Annotated in this window: 16 protein-coding genes; 10 read left to right on the plus strand and 6 right to left on the minus strand. The window is 63.3% G+C overall.

All coding sequences use genetic code 11. The annotated features are described in order from the left end of the window. The first annotated feature begins 76 nt into the window (after positions 1–76). Together ACUCCZ_RS06315 and ACUCCZ_RS06320 are read left to right on the plus strand one after the other, a co-directional pair. On the plus strand, positions 77–1,984 hold the full coding sequence (locus ACUCCZ_RS06315; protein WP_435916738.1) for a PTS mannitol transporter subunit IICBA: 1,908 nt from the start codon (positions 77–79) through the stop codon (positions 1,982–1,984). A gap of 27 nt (positions 1,985–2,011) precedes the next feature. Beyond that, positions 2,012–3,058: a zinc-dependent dehydrogenase gene (locus ACUCCZ_RS06320; protein ID WP_435916739.1), complete on the plus strand. Its 1,047-nt coding sequence runs from the start codon at positions 2,012–2,014 to the stop codon at positions 3,056–3,058. Positions 3,059–3,076: 18 nt separating this feature from the next. Here ACUCCZ_RS06320 and ACUCCZ_RS06325 read toward each other — a convergent pair whose 3' ends face one another. From ACUCCZ_RS06325 to hrcA, 3 genes are read right to left on the minus strand one after another with little or no spacing between them, the layout of a single operon-like run. After that, entirely contained in the window at positions 3,077–3,817 is a 741-nt protein-coding gene (locus ACUCCZ_RS06325; protein WP_435916740.1) for a 16S rRNA (uracil(1498)-N(3))-methyltransferase, read from the minus strand. Next, the gene (gene dnaJ / locus ACUCCZ_RS06330; protein WP_435916741.1) at positions 3,814–4,989 is read right to left on the minus strand and encodes a molecular chaperone DnaJ; all 1,176 of its coding nucleotides are present in this window, start codon (positions 4,987–4,989) and stop codon (positions 3,814–3,816) included. Before dnaJ ends, ACUCCZ_RS06325 begins: the two co-directional genes overlap by 4 nt. A 3-nt stretch (positions 4,990–4,992) precedes the next feature. Next, entirely contained in the window at positions 4,993–6,012 is a 1,020-nt protein-coding gene (gene hrcA / locus ACUCCZ_RS06335; RefSeq protein WP_435916742.1) for a heat-inducible transcriptional repressor HrcA, read from the minus strand. A 137-nt stretch (positions 6,013–6,149) separates the two neighbouring features. Between hrcA and ACUCCZ_RS06340 the strand changes: the two genes are divergently transcribed. Further along, entirely contained in the window at positions 6,150–6,878 is a 729-nt protein-coding gene (locus ACUCCZ_RS06340) for an MBL fold metallo-hydrolase (protein ID WP_435916743.1), read from the plus strand. Here ACUCCZ_RS06340 and ACUCCZ_RS06345 read toward each other — a convergent pair. The 3 genes from ACUCCZ_RS06345 to hemW all read right to left on the minus strand — a co-directional run bounded on the left by ACUCCZ_RS06345 (position 6,848) and on the right by hemW (position 9,747). After that, the gene (locus ACUCCZ_RS06345) at positions 6,848–7,609 is read right to left on the minus strand and encodes an inositol monophosphatase family protein (protein ID WP_435916744.1); all 762 of its coding nucleotides are present in this window, start codon (positions 7,607–7,609) and stop codon (positions 6,848–6,850) included. The two genes, ACUCCZ_RS06340 and ACUCCZ_RS06345, sit on opposite strands and share 31 nt — an antisense overlap. Then, positions 7,606–8,484 (minus strand): DUF3097 domain-containing protein, encoded by an 879-nt coding sequence (locus ACUCCZ_RS06350; RefSeq protein WP_435916745.1) that lies wholly within the window; start codon positions 8,482–8,484, stop codon positions 7,606–7,608. The genes ACUCCZ_RS06345 and ACUCCZ_RS06350 overlap by 4 nt, the downstream gene beginning before the upstream one ends. An 84-nt stretch (positions 8,485–8,568) precedes the next feature. Beyond that, the gene (gene hemW, locus ACUCCZ_RS06355) at positions 8,569–9,747 is read right to left on the minus strand and encodes a radical SAM family heme chaperone HemW (protein ID WP_435916746.1); all 1,179 of its coding nucleotides are present in this window, start codon (positions 9,745–9,747) and stop codon (positions 8,569–8,571) included. 151 nt (positions 9,748–9,898) lie between these two features. On the opposite strand from hemW, the gene ACUCCZ_RS06360 reads away from it, so the two are divergent. The 7 genes from ACUCCZ_RS06360 to ACUCCZ_RS06390 all read left to right on the plus strand — a co-directional run bounded on the left by ACUCCZ_RS06360 (position 9,899) and on the right by ACUCCZ_RS06390 (position 17,660). Then, positions 9,899–11,191: an ABC transporter substrate-binding protein gene (locus ACUCCZ_RS06360; protein ID WP_435916747.1), complete on the plus strand. Its 1,293-nt coding sequence runs from the start codon at positions 9,899–9,901 to the stop codon at positions 11,189–11,191. Then, complete coding sequence (locus ACUCCZ_RS06365) at positions 11,188–12,192, plus strand: carbohydrate ABC transporter permease (RefSeq protein WP_435916748.1); 1,005 nt, start codon at positions 11,188–11,190, stop codon at positions 12,190–12,192. Before ACUCCZ_RS06360 ends, ACUCCZ_RS06365 begins: the two co-directional genes overlap by 4 nt. After that, positions 12,185–13,039 (plus strand): carbohydrate ABC transporter permease, encoded by an 855-nt coding sequence (locus ACUCCZ_RS06370; protein WP_435916749.1) that lies wholly within the window; start codon positions 12,185–12,187, stop codon positions 13,037–13,039. Before ACUCCZ_RS06365 ends, ACUCCZ_RS06370 begins: the two co-directional genes overlap by 8 nt. A 402-nt stretch (positions 13,040–13,441) precedes the next feature. Then, a complete protein-coding gene (locus ACUCCZ_RS06375; protein WP_435917035.1) occupies positions 13,442–13,963 on the plus strand; it encodes a rhomboid family intramembrane serine protease in 522 nt (173 codons plus the stop codon). An 87-nt stretch (positions 13,964–14,050) separates the two neighbouring features. Then, on the plus strand, positions 14,051–14,986 hold the full coding sequence (locus ACUCCZ_RS06380; protein ID WP_462981565.1) for a 1,4-dihydroxy-2-naphthoyl-CoA synthase: 936 nt from the start codon (positions 14,051–14,053) through the stop codon (positions 14,984–14,986). Between the two features lie 39 nt (positions 14,987–15,025). Next, positions 15,026–16,192 (plus strand): AMP-binding protein, encoded by a 1,167-nt coding sequence (locus ACUCCZ_RS06385; RefSeq protein WP_435916751.1) that lies wholly within the window; start codon positions 15,026–15,028, stop codon positions 16,190–16,192. Positions 16,193–16,469: 277 nt separating this feature from the next. Then, positions 16,470–17,660, plus strand: coding sequence for an isochorismate synthase (locus ACUCCZ_RS06390; RefSeq protein WP_435916752.1), 1,191 nt, complete (start codon positions 16,470–16,472; stop codon positions 17,658–17,660). Positions 17,661–17,665 lie beyond the last annotated feature (5 nt).

The raw sequence follows: 17,665 nt of genomic DNA on the forward strand, positions 1-17,665 counted from the left end.
ACAAACAGATTCAGACTTGTTCACAGATCAATGAGGATCCTGCCGACGATCGGCAGACGAGCACACTGGAGTTGCGATGTCACTACCCGACGCGACGGTCAACAAGGACCTGCAGGGGCACGGCGTACGTGCCTCCGTCCAACGCTTCGGCGGCTTCCTGGCCGGCATGATCATGCCGAATATCGGCGCCTTCATTGCCTGGGGCCTGCTCACGGCTCTCTTCATCGAAACAGGGTGGGCCCCCAACGCGGCCCTCGCCAAGCTCGTCGATCCAACGCTGACCTATCTGCTACCCGTCCTCATCGGCTACACCGGTGGAAAGATCGTCAATGGGACCCGCGGCGGGGTCATCGGCGCGATCGCCACGATGGGCGTCGTCGTCGGCGCCGACATTACGATGTTCCTGGGCGCCATGGTGATGGGCCCGCTTGCCGCATGGCTCCTCAAGCAAGTCGACAAGCTGCTCGAGGGCCGAGTCCATTCCGGATTCGAGATGCTCGTCGACAACTTCGAGGTCGGCATCCTCGGTATGATCCTCGCGATCATTGGACATCTGGGCGTCGAACCTATCGTGTCGACTCTCATGGATTGGATGGCAGCTGGGGTCGGTTTCCTCGTCCACCACAGCTTGCTTCCGCTCGCGTCTGTCCTCGTCGAACCGGCAAAGGTGCTCTTCCTCAACAACGCCGTCAATCATGGTATCTTCACTCCGCTCGGCACCCAGGAGGCTCACACCACCGGGCGTTCAATCCTCTTCATGGTTGAGTCGAATCCCGGTCCCGGATTCGGGCTACTGCTCGCCTACCAATTCTTTGGTTCCCGCCAGATCCGTCAATCCACTCCCGGTGCCATCATCATCCACCTCTTCGGCGGCATCCACGAGATCTTCTTCCCATACGTGCTCATGAAGCCCAAGACGATCCTTGCCACCATTGCTGGTGCCACGAGTGGTCTGGCCGTTGGCATCGCGCTTCATGCCGGCCTCGTCGCTCCAGCCTCCCCAGGATCGATCATCGCGTGGTTCCTGATGTGTCAGCCTGGTCACTATCTGGCCATGATTGCTGACTTCCTCGTCGCAACCGCTGTCTCCTTCATCGTGGCAATGCTGCTCATTCGCACGGATCACGACAAGGACGACGCAGCCGTCGAAGCTGCAGACCACAATGCCACGAGCACTGCTGCCGCGCCCCACGCCGAGGCTCCGCTGACTGACGTTTCCAAGGTCGTCATCGCCTGTGACGCTGGCATGGGCTCGTCGGTGATGGTCGCATCTGCCATGAAGAAGAGGTTGTCCCCTTACGGGGTTGAGGTCGCGCACACAGCAGTCGATCACATCCCCGCAGATGCATCCCTCATCCTCACCCAGGAAGGACTCGTCGACCGCGCCCACAAGCGTGTGCCCGGTGCCCGCATCGTGCCTTTTAGGAACTACATGAACGATCCGGCTTTCGACCAGGTCGAGGCCGAGGTTCGCGCTGCACATGATGGAACCAAGCCTGTCGACGAGGCACTCCCCCACTCGTCGACTACCAACACCACCACTCGCGTGGCCACCAGCGTATTGCCTCGTGACGCCATCCGTTTGGGACAGCGCGCTGCCAGCAAGGAGGAAGCCATCACCATGGCTGGCCAGGTGCTCGTTGATGAAGGTGCCGCAGACGAGGTCTACGTCAAGGGCATGCTCGCCCGGGAACATGAGATTTCCACCTATATGGGCGAGGGGATTGCGATCCCCCACGGTGTCAATGAGGTCCGCACTCACATCAGTAAGGCCACCCTGGGATTCCTCCAATTCCCCGAGGGAGTTGACTGGGACGGGAACACGTGCACCATCGTTATTCCCATCGCGTCGTCCAGCGACGAGCACCTCGACATCATGACGGCCCTCGCAAGAGTCTTGTCCAATCCCGACACCGCTCGACACCTTCGTGAGGCGATGTCCGCCGACCAGGTCCTTGACCTTCTCGGCTCTCAGCAGGCATAACCACCGGATCACAGAAAGGCACACATCATGAAGGCATTGAGGTTCCACGCCCCCGAGGATGTTCGACTGGAGGACGTCCCCGAACCGGAGTGCAAACCCGACGAGATTAAGATCAAGGTTCGCAACTGCTCCACCTGTGGCACTGACGTCAAGATCCTCCACAATGGCCACCAGAACATCACCGGCGTTACGACGATGGGCCACGAGGTTGCCGGTGAGATCGTTGAGATCGGCTCCGAGGCGGCTGGGGACTGGAAGATCGGGGACAGAGTCCAGTCGATCGCGGCCGTCCCATGCGGGGAGTGCCACGAGTGTCGCAAGGGGTGGATGCAGGTCTGTCAGAACCAGACCAGCGTCGGCTACCAGTACGACGGCGGATTCGCCGAATACATGATCGTCCCGCCCCAGGTGCTCAAGGTGGACGGCCTCAATCGGGTCCCCGACGCCGTCGATTTTGACGAAGCGAGCGCTGCTGAGCCCTTCGCGTGCGCCATCAATGCCCAGGAACAGCTCGGTATCGACGACGGTGATGTCGTCGTCATCTTCGGCGCCGGACCGATTGGGTGTATGCACACCCGCATTGCGCGTGGCGTGCATAAGGCCGGCACCATCGTCATGGTCGACATCAACGCCGAGCGCCTCGCGATGTCCGCCGCTGCCGTCAAACCTGACATCACTATCGACGCCTCTCAAGCCGATGCCGTTGCTAAGGTCATGGAGCTTACGAACGGTCGCGGTGCCGACGTCATCATTACCGCAACCCCGGCCAACATCACCCAGGAGCAGGCCTTGGCCATGGCCGCCCGCAATGGCCGTATCTCATTCTTCGGCGGGCTGCCGAAGGCGAATCCGACGATCACGTGCGACTCGAACCTGGTCCACTACCGTCAGCTCCATATTCATGGCGCCAACGGCTCGGCCCCCGAGCACAACAAGCGTGCCCTGCAGTACATCGCGTCGGGGCAGGTGCCGGTCAAGGACCTCATTACGCGCCATGTGAAGCTTGACGACGTCATGACAGTCTTCGACATCGTCGCGAAGGGCGAGGCCATCAAAGTAACGGTCGAGCCCTGATCCCAACCCACGACGTTCTCAACGGCAGGCGGTGAGGTTGGCCATGGCCCGCAACTGGGCTAAGCCAACCACGCCGGCGGTCGAAGTTCTCAACACCCCATCCGATACCGTCACAGGGCATGCACCAGCCGCGACGAGAGCGTCCACTTCTTGGTCGGTGATGCCCCCCTCTGGGCCGACAATGAAGATCACCTCACCGAATGCCGGCAATTCCTGATGCACCAGTGGTTCGGTGGCCGACTCATGCAAAATATAAGCGGCTTCGGCACTGCGAATCCGCTCAACAACCTCACGAGTCTGCGCCAATTCTACCTGCGGTATACGAAAACGTCGAGACTGTTTGGTGGCCTCTCGGGCAGCCGCCTGCCATCTCGCGACACCCTTGGTCTGCTTGTCGCCCTTCCAGCGCACAATGCTCCGATCTGCCTGCCAGGCCAAGATCTCGTGAACTCCCATCTCGGTGAGGGTCGCCACCGCGAGCTCGGCACGGTCTGATTTCGGCAAGGCCTGGACGGCAACCCAGCGGTGGGCAGTGACAGGTGCCTCAAACACCTCGATCACCTTGACGCTCACGGACGCCTTCGTCACCTCGACGGCAGGTCCGCGCACCGCATGGCCCTCACCGTCGGTAACGAGGACGGTCTCCCCCACCCGAATGCGGCGCACCGAACCAGCATGGTGCCCTTCCGCCCCGGTGATCTCGACCACCGACTCGAGGGTGGCCCCAGCAATCTTTCCGAGGAAGCAGGCGTCGCTCATCCGCCGAAGGCTTCCTTGATGCGGGAGAACATGCCGCGTCCACCCGACTTCTCGACGGACGCCGACACCTTGGTCTCTCCGCGGGCCTCGGCCAGCTGGCACAGCAGGTCCTTCTGGTGGGAGTCGAGCTTGGTCGGGGTCTGAACGATGAAGGTGACGCCTAGGTCACCGCGTCCACCACGCCGCAGCCGCGGCACTCCACGCTCGGACACGACGATGCGGGTTCCCGACTGGGTTCCTGCCGGCACCTCGACGTTGACCGACTTCTCGGACTCCTCGAAGTCCTCGCGATCGGCCTCCAGGGTGTGCACCGCGACATTGGTTCCCAGTGCAGCCGCGGTCATCGGGATCGTGACGACCATCTCGAGGTTGTCTCCCTCGCGGGTGAAGACCTCGTGCGGGCTGACCGTCATCTCGATGTACAGGTCTCCGGCCGGGCCGCCACCGGGCCCCACCTCTCCCTGGGAATCCAGGTGGATCCGGTTGCCGTCAGCAACTCCGGCAGGGATCTTGACGTTGATGGTGCGGGTGGTGCGCACCCGCCCCTCACCGGAGCACTCCTGGCACGGATCGGGGATCACCGTGCCGTAGCCACGACAGGTCGGGCAGGGCTGGCTCGTGCGAATGTCACCAAGGAGGGACCGCTGCACCGTGATGACCTCGCCGCGCCCTTGGCAGGTGTGGCAGGTCACCGGCTCCGAGCCGGACTGTGCTCCCTTACCTTGACACTTCGGACACACCACCGCGGTGTCGACGTCCAGCGGTTTGGTGACGCCGAACACCGCCTCAGCCAAGCTCAGGCGCATCCGCACCAAGGCGTCCTGGCCGCGTCGGGTCCGGGAGCGGGGCCCACGTCCGCCACCGCCGAAGGAGGTTCCGCCACCGAACATGGCGTCCACGAGGTTGGTGAAGTCGAATCCGGCAGTGCTGAATCCGCCCTCGCCGAATCCACCCATGCGGGCGTTCGGGTCTCCGCCACGGTCGAAGACGGCGCGCTTCTGCGGGTCCTGGAGCACCTCATAGGCTTCCTGGACCTTCTTGAACTCGTCCTCCGATCCCGGCCCAGCGACATCGGGGTGAAGTTTCATGGCCTTGCGGCGATAAGCCTTCTTGATCTCGTCGGCGCTCGCATCACGGGAAACGCCAAGAATCTCGTAGTAGTCGTTGCTCAAGAATCATCCTTCTGCCAGGAACCGGCCCACATAGCGGGCCACGGCTCGCACAGCTGCCATGGTTGAGGGGTAGTCCATTCGGGTGGGCCCGACGACGCCAAGACCCGACAAGGCGTCCTCAGGACCATAGGTGCTCGCCACCAGCGAGGTCGATTGGAAGGGCACATCAGTGTTCTCAGCGCCAATACGCACCGTGATTTCGCCAGCCTCCCCCGCAGTCGCCTCGCCGAGCAGTCGCATCAGGACAACCTGCTCCTCAAGGGCTTCCAGGACGGGACGCACCGTCGTCTCCCACTGTGCACCGAACGCGGTGAGATTGGGAACTCCAGCAACGACCACCCGGGCGGACGGGTCAATGGCGAGGATCTCGACAATGGCGGCGATCACCGAGGCCGCTTGTCGGCCTTCGCCCGGCCCCAGATCTTCCACGAGCCGAGTAAGGGAGTCGGCCGCCTCAGTAACTGTCAATCCGACGAGAGACTCATTCAGCCGGGTGCGAAGAACGGCGAGATTCTCCTCGTCATGACCAGGAAGCTCGACAACCTGCTGTTCCACCGATCCCGACGACATGATGAGCACGATGAGAACGCGGTCGGTCGACAAGCTCACCAATTCGAGGTGACGGATCGTCGCCGTCGTCGCCACCGGGTACTGCATGATGGCGACCTGGTGGGTGATCTGGGCGAGCAGTCGCACCGTGCGACGCACGATATCGTCGAGGTCGACAGCTCCGGTCATGAAGGCCCGGATGGCTCGACGCTCAGGCTCGGACAGCGGTTTGAGGGTGGCAATCCGGTCGACGAAGAGGCGATACCCCTTGTCAGTCGGAATACGACCGGCGCTGGTGTGGGGGTGGGTGATGTACCCCTCCTCCTCCAGCACGGCCATGTCATTGCGCACGGTTGCCGGGGACACTCGAAGTCCGTGACGTTCCACCAATGCCTTGGAACCCACCGGCTCCTTGCTGGAGACGAAATCGGTGACGATGGCCTTGAGCACGTCGAGCTTGCGGTCGTCGAGCACAATCCCTCCTCACGCGATCCCGTCGGCTACGAGTCCCACTTTGGCACTCTCAGGTGCCGAGTGCCACCTTATCGCGTTCGCCCGTAGTGCTTCGGTCTCTCTCGCTGGTAGCACATTCCCGTGCCACACTGGTGGCCATGTCGACGAACCCCGAGACTCCCCAGTGGTCCGCTCTCACTGCCCGGGTGTGGACGACCGTCGTCGAATCGGAAACCGTCACCTGCGGACTGGTCGCCGGCGACGATCACGTCCTCCTCATCGACACCGGGTCGACTCCCGAGCAGGGACACGCCCTGGCGATGTCGGCGGCACGCATGCTGGGTCGTCCGGTTGATCGGGTCGTCGTCACCCACCACCACTATGACCACAGCGGCGGGCTTCCCGGAATTGACGGGGTTGAGGCCTGGATGCACGAGGCCGCCCTGGCCCACTGTCCTGGTCTCGACGTCGATCACCCCATCTCACTGATGGCCTATGTCGATCTGGGTGGGATCGGCGCTGAGGTCATCCATCCCGGCCCGGCCCACACCGACGGGGACCTCGTCGTCATCATCTGCGACGAGAGGGTGACCTTCGTCGGAGACCTGGTGGAGACCGCTGGCCAGCCACAGTCCGACGAGACGACCGACCTCCGGGGCTGGCCGCGAGCCATCGACTCGGTCATCACCGGTACTGGTGGTGCAGGCATCTACGTGCCTGGCCACGGGCACCCCGTTGACGCCACCGCCGTCATGACACAGAGGGGTGAGCTCGCCGCGAGGATCCCCGTCGACATCCCGCTCACCCCGGTGGGCCGGCACATTCCCCCCAGCTGGCCTGCCGCCAGTCCGACACATCAGCGCAACAGTTCAGCAATCACCCGGTAGGCCTCTTCGTCGGCTGCGACGACGAGTCTCCCCGACATCTCGCGAGGCCCGTACTCGGCCCCGTCCACGGTGCGAACGACTCCGCCGAGCTCGCGCACCATGAGGGCACCAGGCAGGTGATCCCACGGGTAGGAGTGCTGATAGACGGTGACGTCGTTCTCCCCCAGGCAGATCAGGGGGTAGTCGACCGCACAGCACCACTTCGACATCAGCCACTTCACCTGTGGGGAGCCGACCTTGTAGGCCTCGTGGGTGGTCGCGGCACGAATCGGGGTGCGGGCCCCTCCCCGGGTCACCGCCTCACCGTCACAGGTGACCCCGGCACCCTGCTCGGAGCACCACATGTGACCGTGCTGAGGCTGCCAGATCCAGGCCCTCACCGTTTCTCCACGCTTGAGCTGAGCGAGCATGACCCCGTGGTCCACCGACCCGTGGACGAAATTCTTCGTACCGTCGATGGGATCAATGACCCAAGCCAGGTCAGCGTCCGGGACGGCATCAAGGATGGTCGGGTCGGCGAAGGCTGATTCCTCCCCGACGACGACCCCGCCGGCGTGCTCGGTCAACGCCGCACCAAGCGCCTTCTCAGCCTGGCGATCGGCGTCGGTGACGAAGTCTCCGGGCTTCTTCTGGTGGATCTGGTGATCCTGGAGCGACCGGAACCGCGGATCAACGATCCTGGCGCTGACGTCCCGGATGAGGTCGCAGACCGTCTCGACGTCGATGCTCATGCCATCTCCTCATCTTCCAACTCGTCGACGTGGTCGCAGGTGACGAAGTCGATGAGTTTCTCCATCTCGGTGTTGAACCGTGGATCCAGGTCGTGCCAGTCACGCACTCTGCTCAGCATGGCCTGCCAGGCCTTGCCGACATCAGACTGGGTGGAGTGTGGCACACCGAGGCGTTTCAGGGTGCCGAGCTTGAAATCCTCGTCCATCGGGACCTCCGGCCACTCTTGACGACCGATCCGCTCGGGCTTGATGGCCTGCCAGATGTCGATGAAGCGATGTCCGGTGATCATGACGTACTCGCCATATCCGCCACGTCGCACCTCGTCCGCCACGCGAGATTCTTTGGTCCCGGCGACAAGGTGGTCGACGAGAACTCCCAGTCGATGCCCTGGACCTGGCTTGAACTCGGCGACGATCCCGACCAGGTCATCCATGCCGCCCATGTATTCCACGACGACCCCGACATGACGCAGGTCGTCTCCCCAGATCTTCTCGACGAGTTCGGCGTCGTGGCGCCCCTCGACATAGATGCGGCTGGGAAGGGCAACGCGAGCAGGCTCAGCATCTCCGGCGATGGACCCCGACGCGGTGTGCGTGCTGCTCGCACTGCCTTGACGAGGGGGAATACACAGATTGACGGGCTTGCCATCCACCCAGAAACCCGGACCGATGGGGAAGGACTTGCGCTTGCCCATGCGATCCTCGAGCACGACCAGACCGTTCTGCCACGCGACGACGGCCCCGACGTACCCGCTCGACGGATCCTCGACAACCATGTCGAGTTCCAACGGCATGTCGACGCTCTTCTTCATGTGAGAGGTGCGCCAGCCGCTTGCGAGGACGTCGTGGGAGTACCGGTCGATCACAGTAGCCACTGTATTGCCACGCATGACCATGCCGACAAGCCGCGCATCACCAGCTGAAACAACGCACTCGGCATGAGCATCCGCACTATGACCTCACACCAGCAGATCGGTGATGATCCGATCGGCCACCATTCGCCCGGACAGATTGAGCATCAGGCGACCGTTCTGGATCGCCCCGAGCCCTTGCTCCTCGACGTGGTAGGCCCGGTGACGTTCCACCTCCGTCAGCTGGGACAACGGCAACCCGTCAACCAGACGCAGCCGCAACAGCACCGTCTCCTCGTGGCGCTGCCGCGCATTGAGGACCTCGTGGTCCTCAACAGGTAGACGACCCTCGGTCAGCCTGCTCCGGTACGTGGCCGGATGCTTGACGTTCCACCATCTCGTCCCGTTCACGTGCGAGTGGGCTCCAGGACCAATTCCCCACCAGTCATGTCCCAGCCAGTACGCCATGTTGTGGCGACACCGGTGGTCATGACCGTCGCGGGCTCGGCCCCAGTTCGACACCTCGTAGTTGACGTAACCGGCTTCAGTGAGGACCTTCTCGGCGATGAGGTACTTGTCGGCAAGGTCGTCCTCATCGGTCATCGGCAGTTCACCACGCCGGATGCGCGCTGCCAGCCTGGTGCCCTCCTCGACGATGAGGGAGTAGGCGGAAATGTGATCGGGCTCAGCCTCCAGCGCGGCGCCGAGAGTGCGTCGCCAGGAGCCGAGGTCCTCGCCGGGAGCACCGAAGATGAGATCGAGGCTGACGTCGTCGAATCCCACCTGACGGGCCAGCTTCGCCATCTTCACGGCATGACCAGGACGGTGACGACGATCCAGAATCGTCAGGACGGCCTCGTCGGAGGACTGCATCCCCATGGACAACCGGTTGATCCCGGCTTCGAGCAGCCCGGAGAGCACGTCCTCGTCAAGGGTTTCCGGGTTGGCCTCCGTGGTGATCTCGGCGGCATCGTCGACCCCCCACACGGTACGAACGTGATCGACGAGCTCCCCCAGTTGACCTGGGGCGAGCATCGTCGGAGTGCCTCCCCCGAAGAAGATGGTCGACGCCTCCGGACGCCGTCCCAACGTCTGCCCAGCAAGGTCCAACTCGCGATGAGCCGCCTCCAGGTAGCTGGAGATGGCGTCGTGGTCCATGGCTGAGAGGACATAAGTGTTGAAGTCGCAGTACCCACACCGGGAGGCGCAGAACGGAACGTGCAGATAGATGCTCCACGGTCCGTCGGTCGGACTAAGTTGCGGCCGGTCGCCATCTGCGTGCGTCATGATCCTCCTGGGTCACAAGGTACGAATGTCGCTCCTGGATGATGCCACCTGAGTCAGTTACGGCTGGGCCACGACAGGTCACAGCTATTCGGATGGCGAACACCAGGTTCAACGTGTGAAGTTTCAATAGTTTGAGGTTTAAGCTGCCACCATGACTATCTCTCGCCGTCACTTCCTCACCGCATCCGCCGGTTTGGCCACTGCCGCAGTTCTGACCGCATGCGGATCGAACACCGGCGGCGTCTCCACCAATTCGAAGTCGAGCGCCCCTTCGAGTGGCTCCGGAAAGATCGTCCAGTGGTACCACGAGTACGGTGAGAAGGGCGTCCAGCAGGCCGTCAGTCGCTATGCCAAGAATTACAAGGACGCGACGGTCACCGTGAAGTGGAACCCCGGCACCGACTACATGAAGCTGCTGGCCACCACCCTGCTGTCCGGATCAGGTATTCCTGACGTCTTCGAGTCAGAGTACGGGGCCACCCTCGACATGATCCAGAAGGGTCAGGTCGTTGACCTCACCGACACCATCGGTGACGCCAAGTCCAAGTTCTCGCAGCCGGTACTGGATCGCATGACCCTCGACGGCAAGATCTACGCGATCCCGCAGGTCGTCGACATGCAGCTGCTCTACTACCGCAAGTCGGCCCTGGAAAAGGCCAAGCTGTCGGCCCCGACCACCTTCGAGCAGCTCGTCGAGGCTGCCAGAGCCGTCACAACCAAGGAGATGGGCGGATTCTTCGCCGGCAACGACGGTGGCATCGGTGTGCTCGGCAACCTCCTCATCTGGGCCTCCGGCTTCGACCAGCTCAACGACGACCACACTGACGTCGCCTTCATGGAGCAGGCCTTCTTCGACGCCGTCGCCGCTTACCGCGACTTCTACAAGTCCGGCGCCCTGTTGACCGCCGCCTCCAAGGACTGGTTCGACGCCTCCCCATTCGTCAACGGCGAGACCGCCATGCAGTGGGGTGGTTTGTGGTCGCTGGGCGACATCTCCAAGAAGTGGAAGGACGACTTCGACGTCATCCCGTTCCCGGCCATCGGCACGTCCGGCGAGCAGACCGTGCCCTTCGGTGCCTACGGCTCCTGTGTCGCCGCCAAGGGGGCGAGCAACGACGTCGAGGCCGCCAAGAAGTACGCCAAGTGGCTGTGGGTCGATCAGACCGACAAGCAGGTCGACTTCGCCAACTCCTATGGCACCCACATCCCGTCGCAGCCTGACCTCACCGACAAGTGCTCCCAAATCAACAGTGGCGCTGGCAAGGACGCTGCCGAGATGGTCGACAAGCACGGCAAGGCCGCGACCCTGTTCTGGACCTCCAAGATTTCCGACGCCTACAGCGCCGCACTCACGAACGTCGTCAAGAAGGGGGCAGACCCGAAGTCGGCCTTCGCCGGGGTGCAGTCAACGGCCAAGGCCGAACTCAAGCGCGTCAACAAATGAGTTCGTCGGCAGTCTCGAAGCCCCCGACCCGCAACGTCTGGCAGCGGATCCGGGGGCACCAGGGACGCAACCTCTGGTTTGCCCTGTTCGTTGCGCCGTTCCTGATCGGGCTGCTGGTCTTCGTCTACATCCCGATCATCTGGAGCGCCTACTTGTCGTTCTTCGATGCCCGGGCAACCCTGTCCCCCACGAAGTTCATCGGTTTCGCCAACTACCAGAACTTGTTGTCGGACACCCTGTTCCGCAACTCGATGCTGGTCTTCATCGTCTTCGCGATCTTCATCATCCCGCTCACCTACGCCTGTTCTCTGGCCCTCGCGCTGGCCCTCAACAACGTCGGCACGTTCCGGGCCTTCTTCCGCTCCTCCTTCTTCATTCCAACGGCGTGTTCCTATGTCGTCGCGGCGATGGTCTGGCGGCTCAGCTTCTTCAACGGAGCACGGTTCGGTCTGGCGAACTCCCTGCTGCGCAAGATCGGTGGCAACAACATCGACTGGTTGTCCGGAGTGGGCTACTGGTACTGGATCGCGCTGATCTCACTGCGGCTATGGCTGCAAGTCGGCTACTACATGATCCTGCTCATCGCGGGTCTCAACCGCATCCCCACAGACACCTACGAAGCTGCCGCCATTGACGGCGCCGGTCGCTGGGCCACCCTGCGTCACGTCACCATGCCCCAGTTGCGCGGGGTGAGCGCGGCCATTCTCATGTTGTTGCTCATCGGTGCTTTCCAGGCCTTCGACGAGTTCTACAACTTGTTGTCCTCCTCGGGCACCTACCCGCCCTACGCTCGTCCCCCGCTGGTGCACCTGTACCTCATCAGTGTCGGCGGGGCAGATCAGGATCTCGGCATGGGCGGTGCCGGAACCGTCATCCTCACCGCCATCATCGCACTGTTCGGACTGGCCCAGAACTGGCTCATGAGCGGCCACGAGCGCCGCGAGAAGACAGCCGCCAGGCAAGCTGCCAAGGCTCGTCGCAGGGAGGTGTCCCATGGCTGAGGAACATTCCCACATGGTCACGGGCCGCTCCGGGAGATTCCTGCACGGTCTCAAGATCGTCGTGCTGTTCATCCTGGCCCTGCTGTTCCTGCTGCCCTTCTACGTCATCTTTCGCAATGCCTTCAGCAGCTCGGAGGCATTCGTCGCCGCGGACTGGAAGTGGTTGCCCGATAACCTCGACTTCTCGGTGCTGCGGGATCTCTTCTCAGACACTGACCTCGATTTGCCCGGGGCGATGGTCCACTCGGCCATCCAGGCGATCGGACAGACAGTGCTGACGGTCATCGTCAGTTTCATGGCTGGCTACGGGCTGGCAAGGTTCCGCAACAAGGCTGCGACGGTGGTGCTGCGTCTGACAATCCTCACCCTCATGGTGCCGACCGCCGTCACCTTTGTGCCGAGTTTCATCATGACGACCCAGTTCGGGTGGATCGACTCCTACCGAGGCCTCATCATCCCGATGATGTTCTCGGCCTTCGCGACCTACATGTTCCGGCAGTCCCTGCTGGAGTTTCCCAAGGAGTTGGAGGAGGCGTCGAACCTCGACGGAGCCAACCCGTGGACGACGATGTGGCGCATTGTCGTCCCCAATTCCAGGGGAATCATCGCAGCCATCTCGACGATCACCTTCATCGGCGCCTGGAACTCCTTCCTGTGGCCACTGCTGGTTGCTCGAGACAACACCACAACCGTCCAGCTCACGCTGAGTCGATTCATGACGAGCCAGGGAGTCAACTATTCCGAACTCTTCGCCGGTGCCCTGGTGGCAATCGTTCCGGTCGTCATCGTCTTCCTCGTTCTACAGCGCTACTTGGTGCAGGGCCTGGAGACCTCCGGCATGGACTGAGTCCTGGACGCCACCGTCCCCTGCCGACGCCGTCGACAAACATCATGAGGGCCGAGTGGCAGATGAGGGCGGACGTGTGACAACGGACGGTGTTGAGACAGCGGTTCACCGCGTTGGTGACGATGTTCGTCCTGACACCGGTGAACCACGTGAAGACGTCCGGATGATCCGTCATGCGGTCTCCCTCGGCCTTCTGTCGCTCTTGGAAACCTGCTTCGTATGTTGGGCACGGCAGAACCACACTGCCGAGTCTTTTGTGATAAAACTCACAAACGTTTCCGGATTCTTCTTTGCCACACTGGATACATGACTTCCTACCTGCCTCCGTCGTCCACCCCTGTCCGCCGACGTCAGGCCGAACCGCCGAGCCGCACGAACTCCATCGCCAGCAGCGCCAGGGTGATGGCCGTCGTTGTCGCGATGATGTGGGTCCTCGAGATCGTCGACACCATGCTCGGCAACACCCTCGATCAGTTCGGGATCCACTCCTGGACCGGTCAGGGACTGTGGGAGATCTTCACCGCCCCGTGGCTGCACTACGGCTGGGCCCATCTGGCGGGCAACTGCGTGCCACTCTTCGCTCTCGGCATGCTCGTCTACATGGAGTCGACGCGGACCTGGGTCGTCTCGGGGCTCATGATCACGGTGTGCTCGGGGCTCTTCGCGTGGTTCTTCAGCGCGCCGGGAACCATCACGCTCGGCGCCTCCGGAATCGTCTTCGGTTGGTTGGCCTATCTTCTGGTCCGAGGCCTGTTCACCAAGAGACTGCGCGACATCCTGGTGGCCATAGTCGTCTTCCTCATCTACGGGTCAGTGCTGTGGGGTGTGCTTCCGGGACAAGCCGGGGTGTCCTGGCAAGCGCATCTGGGCGGTGCGATGGGCGGCGTCATCGCGGCGTCGTGGCTGGCTCGTCGTCCCAGGTGAGGCAGCGCTGCCTGGAGTGGTAGCTTCCATCGGGTGAGCACCCTTCCTTTCGTCTCCGACACCTTCGACGCGGACCGCTGGCGCGAGATCAGCCTTCCCAGCGATCCGCTGACCGACATGACCTTCCACCGCCTCATCTCACGAGGTGAGGTCGATCACGCCCCGGCTGGCGAGGACCTTCCGGTGGTACGGATCGCCTTCGACCGTCCTGCCATCCGCAATGCCTTCCGCCCACACACCGTCGACGAGCTGTACCGCTGCATCGACGCGGCGCGCTGTACCCCTGACGTGGCAGCAATCATCCTGACCGGGAACGGCCCTTCTCCCCGCGACGGCGGATACTCCTTCTGTTCCGGTGGTGACCAGCGCATTCGTGGCGCAGCCGGTTACCAGTACGAGTCCGATGAGGCGGCCGGCGACGAGGACCTGGCCACCGACGCTCGCCGGGAGCGGATCGCCAAGGGGCGCTTGGGACGTCTCCACATTCTCGAGGTCCAGCGGCTCATGCGCGCCACTCCCAAGCCGATCATCGCCGCCATTCCTGGTTGGACGACCGGCGGTGGCCACTCCCTCATGGTGGTGGCCGACATGGCGGTGGCCAGCCGTGAGAACGCCCGGTTCAAGCAGGTTGACGCCAACGTCGGCTCCTTCGACGCCGGATACGGTTCAGCCCTGCTGGCTCGCCAGATCGGTGACAGGAAGGCCCGCGAGATCTTTTTCCTGGCAGAGACGTACACCGCCGAGCAGGCTGAGCAGTGGGGCGTCATCAACCGCGCCGTCGATCACGCCGAGCTGGAGGACACCGCCATCGAGTGGGGTCTGACGATCGCCGGCAAGTCCCCACAGGCCATCCGAATGCTCAAGTACGCCTTCAACATGGTCGACGACGGCATCGCCGGTCAGCAGGCGTTCGCCGGTGAGGCGACCCGCATGGCATACATGACCGAGGAAGCCCAGGAGGGTCGCGACGCCTTTCTCGAGCACCGCTCCCCCAACTGGTCAAGCTACCCGTACTACTTCTGATTCCTCACCTGTGGACACCACGACCCGATGGGAGGCCCGATGGCCGAGACCGCGAGAGTGCACGTCGTCAGGGTGGAACGCACCCAGGCCGACGTCGACTGGTTGACCGAGCGTTTGACACGTTTCTTGCGTGGCTCGACGCGGTCAGTTCTCGTGCCGACCGGGAGCCAGGAGAATCCAGTGGCCACCCTTGAGGACGTCGAGAGGAGGACGGTGTTCCTGCCCGATGAGGTAGGGCTCGTGATGCGGACGTCAGGCTCGACCTCTGGTCACGGGCGTCTCGTGGGTATCTCGGCGGCTCAGCTGCTGGCGTCCATCAACGCCACGGATGCCCGACTTGGCGGGGCCGGAACGTGGGTGCTCGCCCTTCCCCCCAACCACATTGCCGGTCTGCAGGTTGTCGCCAGGGCCGCAGTCGGCGATCGCTCGGTGGTCGTCGTCGAGGGAAAGGTGACCCCTCGGGCCTTGTCCGACGCCATCGACGAGGCGGTACGCAGGGATCCGGACGGTCGGGTGCATCTGTCCCTGGTGCCGACCCAGTTGACCGACTGCATGGATGATCCGGTTGCTCGTGAGGCCCTGACGCGGTGTTCCACGATCCTCGTCGGAGGTGCCGCAACCTCGTCGCAGTTGGTTGCCGAGGCTCGGGCGGCAGGAATGCCGATCGTGCTGACCTATGGCATGAGCGAGACCTGTGGCGGGTGCGTCTACGACGGGGTTCCGCTCGACGGGGTGCAGGTACGCCTGGATGAGGATGGTCGGGTGTCCCTGTCGGGCCCCATGGTGATGTCGGGGTATCTCGACGAGGGGCCAACCGGGGATTGGTGCCTCACCGGGGACATCGCCCACTGGCAGGACGGTCGGCTCGTCGTCGATGGTCGGGCCGACGACCTCATCGTCTCCGGCGGGCTCAAGATCTCCCCCGGTCAGGTGGCCCATGCCGTCACCGCAACCGGGTTGGCGAGGGACTGCGTCGCCGTCGGGCTGCCCGACGAGAGGTGGGGGCAGGTCGTCACAGCCGTCGTCACGGGTTGCCAGGAGCCCCAGCGCATCCGGGACGCCGTCGATCTGTCACGGGAACTGCGTCCGCACATCGTCGTGACGACCGAAACCATTCCCATGCTGGCTTCCGGAAAGGTGGATCGCCTCGAGGTGAGGCGACTGGCCGAGCAGGCCAGAGCTGACGGATCTGCCTGGACGCGATGACTCCGGTCGCCGCTGCTGCGCATCGGTGACAACGTCAGCGTGGCAACGAGGATTCCGGTGGGCTGCCGCCTGAGGTAGGCCACCTCGGCGACAATGCTCACCACGTCGATGAGCAGACCGAGAATGACTCCATGATGGGGCTACGACTCGCCTGGCACCAGACCCTCATTGCGAGCCCTTTCTGCAGTGGTTCGGCCAGGCGATCACCGATGCAGGATCACCTGCGAGCGTGCCGCCCCCGCGGCCTATTGACAGGCTCAAGGTAGCATCTCCCCTCGTGCACACCTTGTCCTGCGATGTCGACTTGTCCGCTGCGAGTGGGGCTCGGTGGTTGGATGCCGCGCGTCGTTGCTGCCCACCCGAGGTCGACCCGTGGATCTGGGTGGCTCCCGACACCGATGACGCCCCTGCCATGGTTGGTTGGGGCGAGCAGGCCCGCTTCACCGCAAGCGGGCCTGACGCTGCCGAGAAGGCCTTCGACACCTATTCATCGTGGGCTGCTCAGCACTCTGAGGCAGCTCCCGTGGCGTTCGGGTCGTTCCCGTTTTCCCGTGACGAGGAGGGATTCCTCGTCGTCCCCGCTGTTCTCCTCGTCCGGCGCCACTTGGGCGAAGGCACTCTCGTCTTCGGCTCGAAATCCACTCCGATTCATCGCGAGGATTCCGACCTGGCAGTCATTGACGCCCAACTTCCCGATCTTGACGCCGAACACTGGCGCCAGGCGGTCAGCGCCGCAACGACTCGACTCTCCCAGGACTCCGAGCTGGAAAAAGTGGTGCTCTCGCGGTCGGTGACCGTCCGAGCATCCGCCTCGATGAACCGTGGACTCGTCGCGTCCCGCCTCTCGGGCAAGTTCAGCGGCTGCTGGACCTACTGCCATGACGGCCTGGTTGGCGCGACTCCCGAGCTGCTCGTTGACTGCCGCGATGGCCTGTTCCGTTGCCGGGTGCTCGCCGGTACCCGCAAGCCTTCCTGGTCCCACGAGCTGTTGCAGGATCCCAAGGAGCACCGCGAGCACGAGCTGGCCGTGGCTTCAGTGACCGATCGGCTTTCTGAAGCTGGCCTGTCCGACCCTGCCGTTCGAGGACCGTTCCTTCTGGAACTGCCCAATGTCACCCACCTGGCCACGGACATCACCGCCAGGGTCGGCACGACGAATGCCGCACAGATCGTTGACGTCATCCACCCGACGGCCGCAGTGTGCGGCACTCCTCGAGAGCTCGCCTACCAGCTCATCAAGCAGACCGAGATCACGGACCGGGGACGATTCGCCGGGCCCGTCGGATGGATGTCACCGAACGGGTCGGGCCAGTGGGCGCTGGCCTTGCGCTGTGGTCAGTTCTCCGAGGACAACCGATCCGTGCGGGTGCACGCCGGTGCCGGGATCATGCCCAGCTCCGACCCGGACAAGGAGTGGATCGAGACCGGGGCCAAGATGGAGGCCTTCAAGTCGGTGTTGGAGGGCTGAGACTC

This window comes from Cutibacterium nasicola (assembly GCF_052654715.2).